At 21.4% G+C, this 21,068-nt stretch carries 12 protein-coding genes and 3 tRNA genes; 6 read left to right on the top strand and 9 right to left on the bottom strand.

Annotated elements, in window-relative coordinates; genetic code table 11:
* Window positions 1–661: 661 nt before the first annotated feature.
* Together OC705_RS00480 and OC705_RS00475 are read right to left on the bottom strand one after the other, a co-directional pair.
* Window positions 662–736 (bottom strand) — tRNA-Gly (locus OC705_RS00480).
* Window positions 737–2,918: 2,182 nt separating this feature from the next.
* A tRNA-Glu gene (locus tag OC705_RS00475) sits at window positions 2,919–2,994 on the bottom strand.
* Between the two features lie 519 nt (window positions 2,995–3,513).
* On the opposite strand from OC705_RS00475, the gene OC705_RS00470 reads away from it, so the two are divergent.
* Window positions 3,514–4,563, top strand: coding sequence for a hypothetical protein (locus tag OC705_RS00470; protein WP_304512239.1), 1,050 nt, complete (start codon window positions 3,514–3,516; stop codon window positions 4,561–4,563).
* A 105-nt stretch (window positions 4,564–4,668) separates the two neighbouring features.
* On the opposite strand, the gene OC705_RS00465 is transcribed toward OC705_RS00470, so the two are convergent.
* The 4 genes from OC705_RS00465 to OC705_RS00450 form a co-directional block, all read right to left on the bottom strand.
* Window positions 4,669–4,760: transfer RNA gene (locus OC705_RS00465), tRNA-Ser, on the bottom strand.
* A 162-nt stretch (window positions 4,761–4,922) separates the two neighbouring features.
* On the bottom strand, window positions 4,923–9,017 hold the full coding sequence (locus tag OC705_RS00460; RefSeq protein WP_304512240.1) for an AAA family ATPase: 4,095 nt from the start codon (window positions 9,015–9,017) through the stop codon (window positions 4,923–4,925).
* A gap of 351 nt (window positions 9,018–9,368) precedes the next feature.
* Window positions 9,369–9,938 carry a hypothetical protein gene (locus OC705_RS00455; RefSeq protein ID WP_304512241.1) on the bottom strand — a complete coding sequence of 190 codons (570 nt, stop codon included), beginning with the start codon at window positions 9,936–9,938 and terminating at the stop codon, window positions 9,369–9,371.
* 805 nt (window positions 9,939–10,743) lie between these two features.
* Entirely contained in the window at window positions 10,744–11,352 is a 609-nt protein-coding gene (locus OC705_RS00450) for a hypothetical protein (protein WP_304512242.1), read from the bottom strand.
* Between the two features lie 518 nt (window positions 11,353–11,870).
* Between OC705_RS00450 and OC705_RS00445 the strand changes: the two genes are divergently transcribed.
* Together OC705_RS00445 and OC705_RS00440 are read left to right on the top strand one after the other, a co-directional pair.
* Complete coding sequence (locus OC705_RS00445) at window positions 11,871–12,608, top strand: amino acid ABC transporter ATP-binding protein (RefSeq protein WP_304512243.1); 738 nt, start codon at window positions 11,871–11,873, stop codon at window positions 12,606–12,608.
* Between the two features lie 115 nt (window positions 12,609–12,723).
* Window positions 12,724–14,319 carry a transporter substrate-binding domain-containing protein gene (locus OC705_RS00440; RefSeq protein ID WP_304514012.1) on the top strand — a complete coding sequence of 532 codons (1,596 nt, stop codon included), beginning with the start codon at window positions 12,724–12,726 and terminating at the stop codon, window positions 14,317–14,319.
* Window positions 14,320–14,566: 247 nt separating this feature from the next.
* On the opposite strand, the gene OC705_RS00435 is transcribed toward OC705_RS00440, so the two are convergent.
* Complete coding sequence (locus tag OC705_RS00435; protein WP_304512245.1) at window positions 14,567–16,255, bottom strand: DEAD/DEAH box helicase; 1,689 nt, start codon at window positions 16,253–16,255, stop codon at window positions 14,567–14,569.
* A 514-nt stretch (window positions 16,256–16,769) separates the two neighbouring features.
* Window positions 16,770–17,453: a hypothetical protein gene (locus OC705_RS00430; RefSeq protein WP_304512246.1), complete on the bottom strand. Its 684-nt coding sequence runs from the start codon at window positions 17,451–17,453 to the stop codon at window positions 16,770–16,772.
* Between the two features lie 265 nt (window positions 17,454–17,718).
* Here OC705_RS00430 and OC705_RS00425 point away from each other — a divergent pair, with 265 nt between their 5' ends.
* Window positions 17,719–18,342 carry a superoxide dismutase gene (locus OC705_RS00425; RefSeq protein ID WP_304512247.1) on the top strand — a complete coding sequence of 208 codons (624 nt, stop codon included), beginning with the start codon at window positions 17,719–17,721 and terminating at the stop codon, window positions 18,340–18,342.
* Window positions 18,343–18,543: 201 nt separating this feature from the next.
* Here OC705_RS00425 and OC705_RS00420 read toward each other — a convergent pair whose 3' ends face one another.
* Complete coding sequence (locus tag OC705_RS00420; protein ID WP_304512248.1) at window positions 18,544–18,777, bottom strand: hypothetical protein; 234 nt, start codon at window positions 18,775–18,777, stop codon at window positions 18,544–18,546.
* A 235-nt stretch (window positions 18,778–19,012) separates the two neighbouring features.
* Between OC705_RS00420 and OC705_RS00415 the strand changes: the two genes are divergently transcribed.
* Both OC705_RS00415 and OC705_RS00410 read left to right on the top strand, forming a co-directional pair.
* Window positions 19,013–20,179, top strand: a complete 1,167-nt coding sequence (locus tag OC705_RS00415) for a DEAD/DEAH box helicase (RefSeq protein ID WP_304512249.1) — start codon at window positions 19,013–19,015, stop codon at window positions 20,177–20,179.
* A 3-nt stretch (window positions 20,180–20,182) separates the two neighbouring features.
* Window positions 20,183–21,058 (top strand): deoxyribonuclease IV, encoded by an 876-nt coding sequence (locus OC705_RS00410; RefSeq protein ID WP_304512250.1) that lies wholly within the window; start codon window positions 20,183–20,185, stop codon window positions 21,056–21,058.
* The last annotated feature ends 10 nt before the right edge of the window (window positions 21,059–21,068 follow it).

Genomic DNA, 21,068 nt, shown 5'->3' with positions numbered 1-21,068 from the left:
AAACAATAAATTACTGACTTCTTTCGCCCTATCAAGGTCGTTAACCTTATTCCAGGGAGGACGATTCTCTTTATCATTCCAGATCAAGTTTTACTCCTCCGACTACTAAGAAGTCGCTTTATCCTTGGGCCTAATGACTTTAAACTCATTATTAGTTAATTTAATAACTGACCTTTAGGATTCTCCAAGTTACGCTAAATATCTACCTTGATTCCTTAGGTGAAGTAACCATTTTGTTAATGGTGAGATTCCAGGTTTGTTAATTGATAAACTATCCAATATTAGATATCTATATTGATAGATTCCGGACTACTCGATTAACAGTAGTTTGCGAAGTAGGTTTCATTATTACATCTGCTTATCTTCTTAGGCCATTACAGGCTTATCCTTAGAACCATTTGGTGGCGGTATCTTCTTGACTAACTACTTCGTCGCAACCCGCTTTTAAGAACTGCTGTAATTCCTGAGAGTTTCCGTTCAAGAACCGTTCTTAGCCTTACAGTGTTTATCGCACTGGTCATTGGTTAAATGACACGATATTCAGGCCTCTTTGGCGTCCAAATGAATACAATAATAAATTAAAAATTAAATTCCCAAAATAAAAATATTTTTATTTATATAAAATTCTACAAATTATTATTGTATAAATTTTAATTTAAACTGGAGCGAATGATGGGAATCGAACCCACATATCTAGCTTGGAAGGCTAGAGTAATAACCATTATACGACATTCGCATAAACGAAAATAATTAAATTATTAAATAATAAAAAATGGTCGGGAAGACAGGATTCGAACCCGCGACCTCCTGGATCGTGATAGAATTATTGCGTTTCATAGAATATTCATTATTACAATAAGCCCCACACAACACCGTACAAACAAGTTTCCAAGTATACGGCGTTTAAATAATTTCAATTTCAATTTTTCTAAAAAATAAAATTTAAATTAAACTTATTGAAAATTTAAACTTTATTAAATTTAGAAATATTAAAAATATATAAATTAATTAATATCCGATCTGAAATTATCTTGCCCCTTTCGCCTTGTGATTAGCTTTCCTAATCTCTTAAATGGGATCATATGATAAGAATATTCCAAAACTTACCTTAAATACACCATGACTACTATGGTTTTGCTTTTCCCTTGCTACTTTTCTTGAATCAAAATTTAAAATTTTTCTCCAAAAATATCATGCAGTTTAGGGAGATAGAAGTTACTCTAAAATATTTACCCAATGACCTTAGGTGAGATAACCTAGATCCAAATTTTTTTTACAAAAAACAGATAATAGGTGAATCTTGAAACTAGTCCTTTTGATTTTTCAAAAAAGGTGATAATTATTTTAATCTTGGGACCAAATTAAAATAAAACTGAAAAATTACTAATTATTTTAGTAATTTTATTAAAACAGATTTCTTCATTCTCTTAGACTTTATAAAAAGTTTATCCATAGCCATCATTCAACTTGCACAAACTTATTGTAAAAATATTTTTTACTCAATGCGCTTTTATACCTTGCTATAATCAATTAATCTTTCGAAATAATCAACCAGATATATGTTGCGTCACATTATCATAATGACGATGGTTGGTAAAACCACTAAATATTTTAGGCATCTTTCTCGCCCTCCCAAACCAGGCGCTCTAACCAAACTAAGCTACTTCCCGACAAAAAAATAAAAATGGCACACCCAAGAGGATTTGAACCCCCAACCTTCTGAATTGGGATAGATTAAATCGGTTTAGAAAATTAAAAAATATAATTTAACTTTCCTATTCGAAATTAGCCCCCCACAGAACCGGACAAGTAAGTTTCCAAACATCCGGCTCCTAATATCTTTTTTTCTTTATTAATTTTATTACTATCGACTTAAATAAATTATTTCTAATTTATCTTAAAAGTATATTTTTGTTATTTCTTTGCTCTTTTTTTAAACCGGTTTAGGTTTATATCGATTTTAAACATATTTTTTGATGGAATTTAACATAAATTAAATTATTTAAGATAAAAAATTATAAATTAAATCTATCCATCTACTCCGGAATTTCCTAAAAAAATTTAAAAATAAATAAAAATAAAATACAAAAATAATAATTAAATAATTTATTAATTTTTGTAGAAAAAATTTTTTAATTTTAGTCGCAAACTTTTACAAATGGAATTGAACGCAAACTAATATAATTTTAACTACCAATTAATAAGTATCTTTAATAAAAAACGAAAGATATTGAAACTTTTTCGCCTTGCAAAGGTTATTATCCTTCTCCTTGATAGGGTTATCCTGAAATATTCCAATTTTAGTATTATTCCTATGACTACTATAAGTTTCACTTTTCCCTTGGATCAGCATCTATTGGCTGTTTTAAGGTTTTTTTCAAAACCTATCTTTAGGGAGATCAAAGTTACTACATAATTCTACGTGAAGTTTATAGGTTCAGTTTACAATTTCTTTTTAAAATCGAATCATCAATGTGTTTTTTCGATAAACAAGAATAAGTATAGCTGTTTGAAGAGTTAGTTCAACTAACTTTACAGATAATTAAAAGATACTACGAATCTATATCCTTTACCTTCAAAATCTCGGTTTTTTTATCAATATCTTTCCGAAGATGTCTCTGAAATTACCATGCTTTTTATCTGATTAGGGATTTTCACCTTTTCCTTAACTTCTGGTCTAGCGTCGACTTATTGACTAGATATTTTGTCTCATCTCGCTTGCGTGCTTTTGCTATTGTCAATAAATCTTTCGAAATAATTGACCAAGCCCACCTTGAGGTGTTTACGTGACCTCTTGTAATTATCGTACAAGGCTATTCGTTAAATAGCAGAATTATGCGCATCTTTTGCGCCCTCCGTAGTCAGATGCTCTATCCAGTTGAGCTATGGGTGCAATATTTAAAATAAAATAATCTTAATGGTGACCCGTACGGGATTCGAACCCGTGAATGCATGCGTGAAAGGCATGTGAGTTAACCATTTCTCCAACGGGCCTAAATGAATAGTAAAATATTATAATAATATATAAAATATATAAAATAAATTAAAACAACAAATTTTTAAATTATAAATTAATGTAAAATATAAATTAAAAAATAATAAATTATCATAAAAAGTTTGTTTCAAATTTTTTTTTTACATTTAAATAAAACTTATAAAAATTACTTTAAAAATATTTATCAAAAAAGTAATGAAAATATAAAAATTAAATTTAATTAAACTGCTTTTTATTCTAACAACATTATTTATTAAAGTCAATATTAAAATAATTATTTAATCCAACTCATCATTTTATTTTGAAATTAAAATTAATAATTTTAAAAATATTGAATAAAAAATAAATTGAAAAAATTATAATTCAAAATAGTTTAATTTTAAAAAAAATTTTAAAAAATCAAAAATATATTTGTAAATTTTTATGTTAGAATTAATCTTGTATAAGATTAAAATAATCAACAGTTATACTAAGTTTTTGCTTTTTTAATCTTAAGAATGAAAGGATAAATTTTATATATGCCTAAAATAATAAATAATATCAAAAAATTTTTTTATATTAATAAATTAATAAATATTTTAATAGCGTTTATAATATTATTATTTGCTATTAATTACATAACTTTAAATTCAAAATTTTCATTAAAAGCTAATACAAAAGAAGAAGACAGAGATATATTAACATATTTAACACAAATGAGTAATAACCCAGTAATAACAAGAAATCAATCATTACTAGAAAAATGCAATCAATTACTAAAAGAATACAAAACTATCGAAGAAGATATCAAAAATTTTTTCAATAACCAACAAGCATTTAAAAATCTAAAAAATCAATTATTTGATTCAGAAGAAAGCAAAAAAAATGAAATAGTTAATGAATTAATTTCAATAATTGGTTTAGTAAAACAAGAAGATTCAAATACACAACAAAACTTTGAAGATATAAAAAATGAAATAACAAAATATTTCAATGAAAAATTAAAAAAATTAGAAGATAGTATAACATTCTTCCAAAATATAAATGAAGAAGATAACCCAACAACTATCGAATCATTAACAGAAAATTTAAAAGATTTCCAAACATTATATAACGATTTAGACAATGATTACACAAAAATAAACAACTTATTAATAGACATGGTGGATAAAATAAATACTTTAAAATCAAAAGACCAATTAACAACAAAAATGGATAGTGTTCGCGTAAAACTATCTAGTATAAATCAAATATTAAAACAAGAATTGACAAGCCAAAATATATTAAATGAAGAAATAAATTTACAAAAACTAACATTACAAACTATTATAAATGAAAGTTTAGATGAAAAATTACTCACTTTCCAAGAATTAAAAGAAGAAATCAATAAAGTTTTAGATAATGATACTGATAATAATTCGGATACTAATAATAGTAGTAACAATGAAGATAATTTCAAATTTTCATCAAATAATAACAGTTCTTTTGCATCAAAATTATTTTATTTATTATGCGTTTTAATAACAGTAATATTTGTACTTATAATTTATCAATTTAATAAAAAAACTCCAAATACAAATAATTTATAAATATTACAAAATAAAAAAACACTCTTTAATTTTTAATTATTTTAAAGAGTGTTTTTATTTTTTTTATATTTAATTTTTTTTATTCAATTATTTAAAAAATAAAAATGGCGGAGCAGAAGGGATTCGAACCCTTGCATCAATTTCTCGAACTACATCCTTAGCAGAGATGCCTCTTATAGCCACTTGAGTACTGCTCCAATGAAAATTTATTATTATTTTTATAAATTTTATTTTAAAAAAATAATACGACGTAAATTATAACAAATATAAATCAATAAATAAAAAAAATATTATTTTTTTATTTATCAAAGATAATTTTCCATTCTAAAACGGAAAATTAAAATTGATGGATATTAATTTTATTTTTTCAAATTATTGGAACGTAACAAATAAAAAACACAAAATAACAAAAAAATAAAAATAATAATTTTCACAAAATTATTTTCTACAAAAAAATTATTTTTTTGCTTATTATTAATTATATCTTTTGCATATTGTTGTAAAAAATTAAAAACTATATTTTCAATTTCTTGTTCTGATTTAATTGTTTTGTCTGATTTTAAATTATGATTAATCCATATATTAGCTCTTTTATTAATAAAATTAAGAGTTTCAAAATCAGGATAATCTTGAAAATAATTAGATAAAAAATATTTATTTACAATTTTATTAATTTTTTTTTCTAATTTTTGTTCAAACTGTTGCTGATAAAGATCAATTTTTTCATTTAATTGTTCAATAATATTACTTAATTCTAAATCTTGTTGAAAATAAGTTTTAATTAAGTGCTGAATTAAATATTGTTTTAATTTTAATTGTTCAAAAATAGGCAAAGAAATATCTAAATATTTATATATTTGTTCTTGCCAAAGTTTATAATATAAACTATCTTGTTGATTAAAATATTTTTCTTGATTAATAAATATTTTTATTAAAATTTCTTCAGATGAAATATTTTTTTGAGAAAATAAATCAAAATCCTTTTCAAATTCTTGAATAGTTGTTTTTTTTAAATATTCTTTAATGTGTTCAATTTGAAATGAAGAAAATATTTTTTTATTTAAATTTATATTATTAATTATTTCGCTAGTTTTAGTACGAATAAAATCTTTAAACAAATTATAAAAATTTTCATTCAAACGCATAATAATCTTTTCTAAACAATTTTCTTCAGAAAGATTATGTTCTTGCCAAAAAAAGTTAATTTCTTCTTCAATCAAATTAACAATATTTAAATTAAACAAATCATAAATAGTTTTTTCAGATAATTTCATTTTAGGAAGTATTAATTGAATCCATTTATTTTTAAATTGTTTTATCCAATCATTCAATAATTCATTTAATTCTAAATCATTTAAAGAATTAATTCGAGGATTCACTTCATCTCTCATAATATGATATTTTGTTTTTAAAAAAGGATATTTTTGAACAAAAATTTCCCATTTGTTCAATAATAAAAAGTCAATTTCTTTTTGTTTAAATAAATCCCAAACAAAATATATCCGATTAACTTTATAATTATATTTTTGAATATATAACCTTAAAATATCTTCTGGATTTGAAATTTTTAAATTATCCAAATTATCGGTTATAACATCTTCTTGAACATCTAAATAAAAACCTAATAAACTAGAAGGCCACATATTATCATTTAAATCAATATCATAAAAATAACTGCCATCTTTTTTGAAAGAAATATAAACAGGTTTTTTATTCTTTTGAATATTATTTTTAATTAATTTATAATATTCTAATTCTAATTTTTCAAAATCATTATCTTCAAAAAGTTGTTTTATAGAAATGCCATTATATTCTTTAATAAAAACTAAATCTTGCCAAGAATTAGCTTTATGTTGGTGATTTTCCCAATTAACCTTATTAAGACCTAATTTTAAATCTAAAGATAATTGTAAATCAATTAATGTTACATAAGAATGTTGATGATTTGATCTTTGAGATATAGTAACAGCTTGATTTAATAAACTAATTAAACCACGAGGAGTTTTTAATTCGTCATAATTGAATTTGAATATAATGTTAGGAATATAATTTATCAAATAATCATAAGCCATTAAATCTAATTTATAATTTATAGCTTTTAATTTTAAAAATTCTTGAATAGAAGAAAAATCCCATAAATCCACTTTAATACGTTTATCAAAACGACTCAAAATAGCTGAATCTATTTCTTCTAATATATTGGTCATAGCAACAATAAATACAGGTTTCTCTTTATCTTCATGAACACCTTCTAAATAAGATAAAAAAGCAGCTATAACATTGCCATGATCATTAGTCAAAGAATTACTAGAACGAGAACGAAAAACACTTTCGCATTCATCTATTAAAATAATGCTAGGAAATTTTTTACGAGCTTCTATAAAAAGATTTTCTATTAATCTTGGAGCTTCCCCTACATAAGTTTTCGAAAAATCTGAAGATGATAAAGAAAACACGGATAATCCTGACTCTCGAGCAAATGCTTCAGCTAAATGAGTTTTACCTGTACCTGGGGGGCCATATAATATAATACCTTTAGGAAATTTTTTCATACCCATACTCGAATATTTATTAGTATCCCGGAGATAATTTAAATAATCTTGTAATTGATCTTTTTCTTTTTTCATGCCAATTAATTCCCCGAATAAAGGCATTTGAGAAGTATCTTTAGCAAATTTTTGGGCAGACACATTTAAAAAATTATTTTTAATGTTTTCAGATTTTTGTTTATCTAATTGTTTTAGAAACGAAGATGTAATCGACTTCAAACTATAAAAAAATCTATCAGTAAAATCAATTAAAAAATTATTATTTTTTGTCATTTCATCCAAATCATGATTTAATGCAGTGTGTTTATCAGTTAAAACATTTAATTCTGATGTAAGTTGATCAACAGCGCCTTTATTGAGTTGAAGATCTTTCTTTAATTCTTCTCGAATATTAGTCAATTCATAAGAAGTTTTTTGTAAATCTTGTTGCGCTTTATCTAAAGTCTTTTTCTGGCCTTCAATTTGATCTTGGCTATTACTTAATTGATTTCTAAGTGTATCAATATCTTCTTTTAACTGTTGACGTTCTTCTTCAGATAAATTCATTTGTTGACGATATTGTCTTTCTTTCTCTTGGATTTTTATAGTTAAAGAATCAATATTTTCGTCTAACTCTTTTTGTTGCTTACGAGTTTCAGATACAAGATCACTTATTGAATCAATCATTCCGCGTTGTTCGGTAATACGATTTTGTAACGAACTAACTTCTGTTTTTAAATCTATTAATTGACTTTCTAATTGTTTGTTGTGATCTTTTAAAATTTGATTATCTTGTTTCATTTCATCCAAATCATGATTTAATGCAGTGTGTTTATCAGTTAAAACATTTAATTCTGATGTAAGTTGATCAACAGCGCCTTTATTGAGTTGAAGATCTTTCTTTAATTCTTCTCGAATATTAGTCAATTCATAAGAAGTTTTTTGTAAATCTTGTTGCGCTTTATCTAAAGTCTTTTTCTGGCCTTCAATTTGATCTTGGCTATTACTTAATTGATTTCTAAGTGTATCAATATCTTCTTTTAACTGTTGACGTTCTTCTTCAGATAAATTCATTTGTTGACGATATTGTCTTTCTTTCTCTTGGATTTTTATAGTTAAATTATAAATTATTTTATTTTCGCTATTCAAAGAATTTTTTAATTTTTTTATTTTATTTTTCATGTAATGAACATCTGTATCAGCTTTAGACAATAAAAGATGTTTTTTAAGAAATATATTTAATTCTTCTTCTATAAATGATTTTTGAATCGGATTATTTTTTAACTCCCAAATTGTTGTACTAAGTTTTAAAATAATATCTAAATAACTTTTAGATATAAATAACAAATTTTTAGGATACCAATTGCTCCAAAAAAAACCCTTTGAATCTATTTTAAAGGAATTTTCTTTATAAAACAAATATTTATCATAATTATTAAATTCATTATAATTACCAGGAAGAATAAAAATATATTTGTTCGGATCAAAAACTATTTCTTCTATTTTGTATCCAAATTCGTTAAATAAATCATATTTTTCTAAAATTGATAAATATTCTTTAAAAATTAAATTTGATTCTTTGTATTTATTAAACCATTGATAATTATGATTTTTCAGTTCTCCTAAAATTAATATTAAAATGTGATTTAATAAAAAACTATTTTTATCCTCGTTAGACTCTTGAAAATATTGAGGAAAAGATTCTTTAATTTTCAATAAAACCTTAAATTTGTCAGTATCAATATTTTTCAATTCATTTTCAAAATTAATATCTTGTTCTTGTAAAAATTTTGAATTACATAAAGAAACATTAACTAGATTAATATTTTTATCTTTAATTATCATTTTATAAAAAAATAAAAAAATTAAAACTTTAAAAAAACAAAAAAAAATAAAAAAAAATAAATAATTTTTTTTAATTTTCATAGCAAAGGAAACCTTACTTCGACCAATATCTTTCTAATGAATATAGCCAAATTAAATTAATAAATATTAAGAAAAAAATTTAACAATTTTATACTTAAAAATCAAAAATTTATAAAAAATAAAAAGACAAAATAAATAAAAAAGACCTATTTTCAAGATCTTTTTTACCACTCGAATATAATTTATAAATGCAATTTAAAATATTAATTATTTCAATTAATAAGATTTAATATAATTTAAAGGTATTTTATTCAAAAATTTCCAAACAAGAAATTATTTTTTTAGAATGCCCTCCAATCCTTAAAATTAATATTAACTTTTATTTAAAAATTTTGTAAAATCAATAATTTATTAACAAATAGCTTCTGGAGTTTCAATTACTTTATGAAAGTTAATAGCAGACAAATTTTTCATTTTTTCTAAATTTTTATTTTTTGTAATAGTAGCATAATCTGGTTCAAAATCAAAATTATGATTTACAAGATTATTTGTAGAGTTAAATTTTTTTAATTTTTTTAAATTTGTTCTAATATTACGAAATGGTTTAAAAAAAGAGCGAATTTTAGATTTAGATTTAATAACATTAGTTTGTATTATATCTTTTTTATCATCTGTTCGAGTTACAGATAAAACTTCAGATGGAGTTTCGGATTCGCCAATAATTTCTTTAATTTCAGAATTACTTAAGTCCGCTAAAATCTCACTATTATAATCCTTTAAAGAAGCATAATCAAGATCATCATGATTATTTTTTTCTTCTAAATTTATTAAATTTTCATTATCTGTATCAATTCGAGGGACTTCTTCAGAAGAAATATTTCCTGATGTCAAATTTTCTTTAGAATCAGTAAACATAAATGATGTATTTATTGGTTTTAAAAAAATAAATGTTAATAAACCTATAATCATTAAAAAAAACATAATAACGGCTATTTTTTTAACATTTTTTAATGAAATAATTTTTCTTTGTTCAGTATTTATATTTATTACTTTCCTTCTTTAATAATTAAATTAATTTAAAATTATAAAATTTTAATAATTCAATATTTTGTTTTTTTAACAAAAACTAAATAATTAAATTTATCAATGCTTAATCAATGCTTAATTAATAAAATATAATTTTTTCAACGTTCAAATTCAAATTTTCAAAATCAAATATTTATTAAATTTAATTAAAAATTAAAATTAATAAACAAAAAAACAATACACTCTTTTTTATCCAAATAAGTGTTTAATTTTTGTAGTAATCATAGCTTTTTAAAACTAAATTTTTAATTAGATAACTACTACATTTAATATTATAAACGAATTTTAAAAAAATAGATAGATAATAAAATAAAAATATTTATTTAATTCAAAATTATGAAAACAAAATAAGCCAATAAATTAATAAAATTGCTAAAATCTCATAAAAAATAAATAAATTAAAAAACGAATTTATATTTAAAAAATATCTCGCAAACCAAAATATATCAATAAAAAAAATAATAAATTAGCAATATCTATTATAAAATGAATAATAAAAAATCAAAAAGAATTCAAATTTAAAATTATACAGATCCATAATAATATCGAAAGTTTTTTTAAAATTAATAAAAATTTACTTATTTGAATTTAAAAAAATTATTTTAAAAGTTTAACTTTAATTTCAGTGTTAATAAAACCAATAATAATTATAATTAGCCAACTTAGAATAATAATATTAATAATAATTAAATTTAGCTAATTATTTTATTTCTATATTTTGACATAAATCATTATCGTTATTTAAATTATTATTATTTACTGACGTATTCGATTTAGTAAAGAAAAACGAAGACAAAAATTTTAAAAAATCCCATTTACTATTGAATTTAAAAATATTAGATAACCAATTAGAACAAATATTTAAAACTCCAGATTTTAGATCACTTAAATTTTGTTCAATTTGAGGCTCTAAAATTTGATTAAAAGTTTGACTAATATGTTCTTTTGTATGCTGCTCCAACTCATCAATACATTTATATAAACGAATTTGAACATTTTCTTTAATATCATCTAAAGATTCTTTGAAATATTCACTTATTACATCTACTTGACTTTTAATTTTTTCTGAAACGTCATTACAAGAGTTTTCTGCATAATTTTTAACATTTGAAATTAAATCTTTTTGCCCTGATTCTAAATTACTTTCTAAAGCTTGACTAACGTCCAAAACAACTTCTTCATGTTGTTGTTCGATATGACCTAAAATTTTTCCCATACAAAAGAACACGAAAAAAAATAAAATAGAAGTTACCAAAATCGATAATAAAAAAATTTTTTTTCTCCTAATTATTTGTTTTTTTTTATTCATAATTGCAATACCTATTTTCTTTTATATAAATTATTTTAAGAAATTTATATTAATCTAACATTCATTTAATAAATTAAGTTATTCGTTCATCATTAGTTAAAATTCTAAATAAATATCTATTTTACAATCATAATATCAAATTAAATATTAATATTGTAATATTGTAATATCTAAAATATTCAAAAATAAAAAAATTGAACTAACCACTAACAATAATAAATATAAAAAATTCCATAAAATATATATTATATACAAACATCTATCGATCCAATATTTAAAAGTTAAATAAAGAAATCATTATACTTTAATAATACTACAAGAATTTTATCAAAATTTTTAATTTTATGGAATAAAATATTTTATTTAATTTATTTAAAATTTGACAAACATCATTTTTTTTTATAGAATTTTAAAAATTAAAAAACCAATTTCATTAAATATTTAGCGATAATATCGAAAACATTCCATCTAACTAAATAAATTAAATTTTATAATCTAAAAGGAGCATAAAAATTATAATGAAATATATAATAGAAGTTAAAAACTTAAAAAGTTCTTTTAATAAAGAAATAATTTTAAATAATATTAATTTAAAAATAAAACCACAAGAAATAGTTTCTATTATCGGTAGATCCGGTTCAGGAAAATCAACTTTATTAAGATGTTTAAATTTATTAAATAAACCAGATTCAGGAAAAATATTCTTTAATAATTATAATCTTCTAAATTCTAATATTTCCTTGACTAATTTAAGAATAAAAATAGGAATGGTGTTTCAACACTTTAATTTGTTTTCAGAAAAAACTGTTTTAGAAAATTGTTGCCTAGCATTGAAATGTGTTTTTAAAATGCCTTATATAGAAGCTTCTCGAAAAGCTTTAAAAAAATTAAAAGAAGTAGGGATGGATAAATTTGCTTATGAAAACGTTCAAAAACTTTCTGGAGGACAAAAACAACGAGTAGCTATAGCAAGGACTCTATGTATGGATCCTAAAATTATTTTACTTGATGAACCAACTTCAGCTTTGGATTCGGAATCAGCCCAAGAAATATTAAAATTATTAAAAAATTTAGTTGATAAACATAATATAACACTTATTATTGTGACTCATGAATTACAATTTGCAAAAAAAGTTTCAAATAAAATTTATTTATTAGAAAACGGTCAAATTGCAGAAAAAGGTAATTTAAATGATATTTTCAAACTAAATAAATGTCCTAAAATTAGATATTTCTTTGAACAAGAAAAAAAATAATATTACAAATAATCACTTATTTAATATTATAAATTTTTATGCAAAAACTATTATTTTTTTTGTAAATTACCACATTTAATCCTAAAAAATCACGAACGAAAGAGAACTTATTTTAATGTTTCAATTAAAAATTCGAAAAATATTAAAAATTTTTATTTTTATTACAATAATATCATTTTTACATTATAAATTATTTAAAATTTGTAGCTTTAAAGAACAATCTTCAGATAGTATTATTTTAGGAGTAGTAAGTAATTCTCCGCCTTTATGTTTTGATAGCGATTCTTCTAATCCTAATAGTTTTCGTACCGAAACAGGAACATATGTAAGTGGTTCTGATATTTTTTTATTTGAAAAATTAGCCAAAAATATGAATAAACAATTGAAAATAAAATCATTAAATTTTCCTGGTATTTTAAATGAAGTTGACCAAGAAGTTATTGATGCTGCTATCGGTAACATGAATATTACGGAAGAGCGCAACAAAATAATGAATACTATTGAATATGATAGTTCTGAAATTGGTTTTTTAATTAGAAAAGATAATCATAAATTTAAAAATTATATAAACCAAAAAGAAATTACTATTCAAGATTTAAAAAATTTAATTAAAACACACGGAAATATTAGCGCAACAACTACAGCTAGTTCTATTTATGATATCGAAATATTAAATAAATTAAATTTATATAAATTAAATCCAAAAGAAGATTTAGTAAATTGCGTTAATGAAGTAGAAAAAAAACGTGTTGATTTATTTATTTTTGAACACCCTGTTATAAATTTAATGACCTCTTTAAAAGCAAATGATAAAAATAAATTTAAATCTTTAAAATTGATAGATAACGAAAAAAATAATCAAAAAAAAGATTTTCATTATCCTTTAGGTATTTTTATCCACCATAACAACAAAAAATTATACAAAGAAATAGTAAAACAAATTGATAAAATTAAAAAAGATAATCCTAATATAATGGAAAATTTACGTGCAAAAGCTATAAAAACTTACATAAATGATAACCAGCAAAAACGACAAAATAATAAGTTTGGAACTAAAATTATAAATATAGTTAAAACATACCAAGATAGCTTTTATATATCATTAACATTAGCTATAGATGCTATCTTATTAGGTTTCTTATTAGCATTAATATTTTTGCCTTTCAAAATATGGTGCCAAAATTCTAGCAAATTTATTCCAAAAATAATAAATTATATGTTAATTTTATGTATTCATGTTACAAAAGCTATTCCTATTACTATTCAAGTTGTATTAATGTATAATTTATTAATACAAAAAATATTTTTTTTAAAAGGTTTAATAGGGATTTTTTGTATTTCATTAACTATAACTTTCATTAATAATGCATTTCATTTTTTAAATAACATGTCTAGACAAATTAATTTTTTAGAATCCGGACCTATAGAAGCCGCTTATGCTCTAGGTTTAAGTTCCAAACAAGTATTTAGGCACATTATATTAGAACAAATTTTAAAAAGAGAAATACCTAATATATGGGATCAATTTGTAATAAATTTAAAAGAAACCGCTTTATATTCTATTATTGGATTACCAAATTTATTATGGACTGCACAACGAAATATAGCTATTACTTACGATACTATAACACCTTTTATTATCATAAGCATTATTTACATATCATTATCAAGTTTAACTCAAATTTTAAAATATACAAAAGCTTTTGAATAAAGATAATAAACAATAATAAAACAATAATAAGAAAAAACTAAATCATTCAATAACTAAAATTATGAAAACAAAAATAAACTCCATTTAATTATTATTAATAGTTATAGAAATAAAACATATAATAAAAAAAGTCAAATCGCTTTCCATAAGGATAAAAACAATTTGACTTTTTTATTTTTATTTAAATTATATATTTAAATCAGATAATCATATGAAATAAATTCAAAAATAAATTAAAATTTTTTATTTAATTCTTATATTTATTGTTAACATTATTACCTAAATCATCACTAATAATTATTAATTTATTTTCCCAATAAATATCTTTTCTAGACTTAATTTTATCAACAAAATTATTATTAATTTCAAAAATTGTTTTATCAGCAAAATGCTGAATATAACCAATATTTTTTCTATAAATATTAAATTTATCATATAAAATTTGTAAAAAAATGGCAGGATTATAAACATGATCATTTTTACCAATATTAATAATTAATTTTGTCATGTTAATATTATTTTGTTCATATTTTTTAGAATAATCATTATTATTAATACGATTATTTTTAATATAAGATGTTTTTGCAAAATCATTATTATTATAATTAGAAACATTTCGCATAATAATATTTTCGTATTGTTTACGACAAGGAGATATATAATGCAATAAAGATTTAATAATTAATTCATTATCATATTTTTTAACTAAATTATCTATTAAAGACATATCAACTGATAAATTATTATTTTGATAATTATCTATTAATTCAACAACTTTGTCACGAAATAATTGATCTTGTTTTTGATAAATCTCTTCGATCTTAGGAATTTCAGCTAATAATAACTTTTCTTTCAAATAATATTCTAATTTTTTTAATTTAATTTTTTGTCTAACATTAATAAAACTATAAGAAACACCTGATTTTCCAGCTCTTCCGGTACGACCTATTCTATGAACATAACTTTCGTAATCATTAGATAAATCATAATTAATAACCATTTGAACATCAGAAATATCTAAACCTCGGGCAGCTACATCGGTAGCAACTAAAATTTTAATTTTTTTATTACGAAAATTATTAAGAACATATTGTCTTTGATTTTGTTTCAAATCTCCATGTAAAGCATCTACTAAAAAATTTCTTGTTTGTAAATAATCAGTAATATTATCTACATTTCTTTTGGTATTAGCGAAAATAATAACAGAATCGGGATTTTGATAATCTAATAAACGTTCTAAAACTAAATTTTTACTTATATCTGAAACAATAAAATAAAATTGTTTAATACTTTTAACTGCAATATTTTTATTAGATATTTCTAAAGTTTGAGAATTTTTTTGATATTTTGCAGCTATTTTTTTAATAGAATCAGGCATTGTAGCAGAAAATAAAGCTGTTTGTCTTTCTGAAGGAATAGTCTTTAAAATATCTTCTACATCCTCTTGAAATCCCATTTTTAACATTTCATCGGCTTCATCTAAAACTAACAATTTAACATTAGATAAATCTATTTTTTGCTGTTTTAACAAATCTAAAATTCTTCCGGGAGTAGCTACAATAATATGAGGTTTTTTATTCAAAGCGCTAAATTGTTTAAAATATTTTTCGCCACCATAAATAACAGCAGTTCTAATATCAGAATAAAATTTCAACAGTTTATTGATTTCCGTAAAAACTTGTAAGGCTAACTCACGCGTAGGACATAATACTAAAGCTTGAATTTGAGCATTTTTAGCATCAATTTTTTGAATCATTGGGATACCAAAAGCAAAAGTTTTACCTGTTCCTGTTTGAGAACGAGCTACAATATCAATACCTTGAATCATTTTAGGAATCACCAAAGCCTGTACAGGAGTAGGATTATTAAAATTAAGCTCTTTTAAAGCTTCTTGAATTTGAGTTAACAAATTTAACTCTGTAAAAGAAGAAATCATTATATTTTCCTTTCAATCTTATTGAAAATTTTTAATTAAAAATAAAAATTTTTTTCAATCTTTAATAAAAATAAATATTTTATATTCTCAATAGTAAATAATCAAAATCTTTTATTTTAGGTATTAAAATAAATATTTTTAATTACTATATATTTTTCCTAAAAAAATTAAAAAATCAAAAATATTTATTAAAAGTTTTTGTAATTTTAAAATTTAAGAAAATAAAGTGCAACTTATATCGATCTTAATCTAAAAAAGTATTGGTAAACATAATCAACACAAATTTAAAAAAAATAACTCTCTTGAAAATTACAATTACTAATTTAAATAAAAATCTAAATATAGTTGAAAAAATAATTATTTTATTATTAATAATACCATAAAATAAATAATTTAATTTGAAAAAATTCTCTTCAATTGAAACAAAATGATAATAAAATTTTATTTTTGATAAATTAAATCGATAACATTTTGAATAAATTTAATCATTTTATATATTTATATAAATATTAAATTAATTTACATAATACAGACTTTGAACTTTTTTATATAAAAATCCAAATAATAAACAATTAATTATACCGTTGATGATAATAGGGATAATATTAAAACAACAAAATAAAATATTTATAACAAAATCTGAGTAAAAATAATTATATCGATAAAAAATGATTTTAATAATATCCCAATAATTTAAATAACCATTTAAGATACGAGAGATAGATTGTAAAATAATAATCAAAAAACCAAAAATAAAAATACGTTTTTTATTAACATAACGATAATTCAACAGAAAACTTATTAATAAAAATAGATTGGGTATAAAAGAACCTAAAACAATATTACTAATAACAAAAAAATATTTATCAGAAATACAAAAATTATAATTAATTTTTAAATACTCGTAAGTTACTAAATAATTAGGTACCGAATAAAAGAAACAATCTATAAAAATATAAATTAACCAAAACAAAATTAAATAATTAATATTTAAAAAAAATCCCAAAAACAATAAAGGTAAGTGCCAAAATAACCATAAATTAGAATTAATTACAGGGATTTTATTAATTTTACTTAAAACAGAATATTTATTTAAGTTAAACAAAACCCAAGAAATCGAAATTAAATTCGAACCTAAAATTAATTGTTTAATAATATTTCGTGTATTTTTTTTCGTACAGTTATTTTTATTTAACATAAATTGAATTTAACTTCTTTCTGAATAATTATGTTTATCATAATAAAATTAATTATTTTTTATTTTATTTAATTTTTAAATATAAAACAAAACTTTTATATCTAAAAAACAAAATATTGTTTTATATATTAGATCCATTTCAAATCCATATTAAATTTACAAATAACTATCTTTGTTTTAAACATGTTATAATAAAGAATGATTTAACTTATTTAAAAATATTTTTGTAAAAATTCAAAATAAAAAGGAGCAATAATATCTAAATATGAAATATCAACTACCTACCTTAAACTATAAATATAACGAATTAGAACCTTTTATAACAACAAAAACAATGATGATTCACCATCAAAAACATCATCAAACCTATATTGATAAATTAAATATATCTTTATCACAATTTCCTAATATTCAAGATAATATAAATAATTTATTAACAAATTTATCATCAATACCTCAAGAAATTAGAAAATCTGTTCATAATAATGGAGGAGGTCATTTTAATCATTCATTTTTCTGGAAAATTTTAAAACCAAAAATAACAAATGAAACAATTTTATTAAACGAAACACAAAAAATTATAAAAAGAGATTATAAAAATTTAGATAATTTTAAAAATCAATTTACCAATAAAGCTTTAAATCTTTTTGGTAGCGGTTGGGTATGGTGGATTATTAATAATAATAATTTATCCGAAATAATAACCACCAGTAATCAAGATACAACTCATAATTTAGGTCACCCGATTTTAGGTTTAGATCTTTGGGAACATGCTTATTATTTAGATTTTCAAAATCGTCGTCAAGATTATATTGAAGCTTTTTTTCATATTATTAATTGGGAACAAGTAGAAATTAATTTAAATAATTCATTCTTAAATAAAGAATAATGAATAATTATAATTATCAAAAATGAAGATAAAAATAACTTTAAACAAAAATATTTATTTTTAAGGGAAAATTATTGATTAAGAAATATAAAATAACAAAACCGTCGAAAAAATATCTTTTTCGATGGATTTTTATTTATCAATAACTTATCTAATCAAGATTAAATTGATTATTATTGAATATATTAAATAACTTTAAATTTATCTCTGAAAAATCAAATAAATAAAATAACCTACAGGGATAACAACAATAGTTACAAATATAATTAATACGATCAAAATCGAAATAATATTAACAAAAATTCTGTTTTTTGGAAATTTCCAAGATACATTTTTTTTTCTATTAACTATATTTTCAACTTTCGGTTGATTACTGAAACATTTTTTGCAATTTGATGAATTAACTTTTTTATTTTTATTTAAAAACCAAAACATAAAAAATTATTAACCTCTTAAAATTATTATCTTTTTTAATATAAATACTAACTAAACTAAACAATTTTTGATAAAAAGATCAACGACATATAAAGATAAATTATAAATAATAAATCAAATATTATAATTCAATTTCCATATAATATTAACAGATAATAATATTCTAACATATATTAAAATTAACTGGCAAAAAAAATAATTTATACAAATTTAAAACAAAGGAAATTTAATTACTTTGAAACATTATATAAAGCAAAAATTAAAACAACTAAATTTTCTCAAAATAACACCTATACAAAAACAAATGTTTAACAATTTCGAAAAACCTTATCATTTAGTATGTGTTGCTCCTACAGGAACCGGAAAAACTCATGCTTATTTATTACCTATATTATCAAAAATAAATTGGCAAAAAAATACAATACAAGCAATCATAATTACTCCCACCAATGAACTAGGTTGGCAAATATTGAATATGTTAAAAAAAATAGAACCTAAAATAGCCAATATTAAAATTTTATATGGTGGCATAAATAAACAAAAAATATCAGATCAATTTAAAAAAAAACAACCTCCTTTACTAATAACAACTTTAAGTAAATTGAATGAATATGTTCTTAGCCATAAATTACTAAAAATTCATAAACTCGATTTTTTAGTTTTAGAAGAAGCAGATATGTTATTTGATCAAGATTCTTTATCCATCTTAGATATAATATTAACAAAATGTAATCCTAAAATTATAATAATATCCGCTTCTATAACTGACAAATTAAAACCTTTTATCAATAAATATTTTGGAAAAAATTTATTTTTAAATACTACACAAGAACATAAATTAAAATTAAATTATTATAATCTTTTAACTACGACAGAACAAAAATTAAAAACTTTAATACATTTAATCCAACATATTAATCCTTATATTTCTATTATTTTTGTTTCCAACATTAAAGAACAAGCTAAAATTTATGAAGCAATGGTTCAAAAAAATTTAAAAGTTATTTGTTTTTCATCAGCATTAAATACTAAAAAACGAAAACAATATATAAATGATATCCAAAAAGCCAAATATCAATATATTATAGCAAGCGATATTATGGCAAGAGGCTTAGACCTAGATATAGATTTAGTGATACATTATGATTTACCACATAAAAATTTAGATTTTTTTCAACATCGCAATGGAAGAACAGGAAGAATGGAGAAATCAGGAGATATAATAGTTTTAATGACCGAAAAAGATGAATTATTCCTTGATACAATGCAAAAAAAATTAAATATTTCATTTAAACAAATTCAATTTAATAATAAAAAAAACCAATATTCTTTAATTACTCCTAGACATAATCAAATATCCAAGAATAAAAAATATATTTCAACCAGAAAGATAACAAAATAATATATGTTAATAATAGGAAGCCATGTATCCTTTAAAAAACCTAAAATGTATTTAGGAGCTTTAGAACAAGCTTTATCATTTAATTCAAATACTTTTATGTTATATTCAGGTCCCCCTCAAAATACTAAAAGAAATATTATTACAAAAGATGATATTGATCAAACTTTATCAGAAATGAAAAAACACAATATTAATGTTAATTATTTAGTAGGTCACGCGCCATATATTGTTAATTTAGCTAATCCTATTTTAAATAAAAGGGAATTTGCTATCGAATTTTTAATAAAAGAATTAAATCGATTTGCTCAAATGAAAATTCCTCAAATGGTAATACATCCGGGAAATAATCTAAATAAAAATAAATTAGAAGCTATAAAATGGATTGCTCAAGGTATTAACAAAATTTTTAAAAATACTTCTAATCTAAAAACTAAAATAGCATTAGAAACTATGGCAGGAAAGGGTAATGAAATTGGTTCTAATTTTCAAGAATTAAAAAATATTATCGATTTAATAGAAGATAAAAAGAGAATTTCTATTTGTTTTGATACTTGTCATGTATTTGATGCCGGTTATGATATTAAAAACCAATTTGAAAATATAATAAAACAATTTGATAAAATTATTAATTTAAAATACTTGTCCGTTCTACATATTAATGATTCAAAAAATTATTTAGGTAGTAAAAAAGACCGACACGAAAATATTGGATATGGCCAAATAGGATTTGAAGTTTTAATAAAAATTATATATTACCCATTATTCGATAATATCCCTAAAATTTTAGAAACACCTTTTGTTAACGAAAAGCCTATCTATAAAGAAGAAATTATTATGATTAAAAAAAGATTATTTAATAAAAATTTAAAACTTAAATAATAATTGTATG

The sequence above is a fragment of the Candidatus Phytoplasma fabacearum genome (genome assembly GCF_030586805.1).
Classification (GTDB): domain Bacteria; phylum Bacillota_I; class Bacilli_A; order Acholeplasmatales; family Acholeplasmataceae; genus Phytoplasma; species Phytoplasma fabacearum.
Note: the sequence above shows the minus strand (reverse complement) of the source record. Positions and strands in the feature narration are given on the sequence as shown.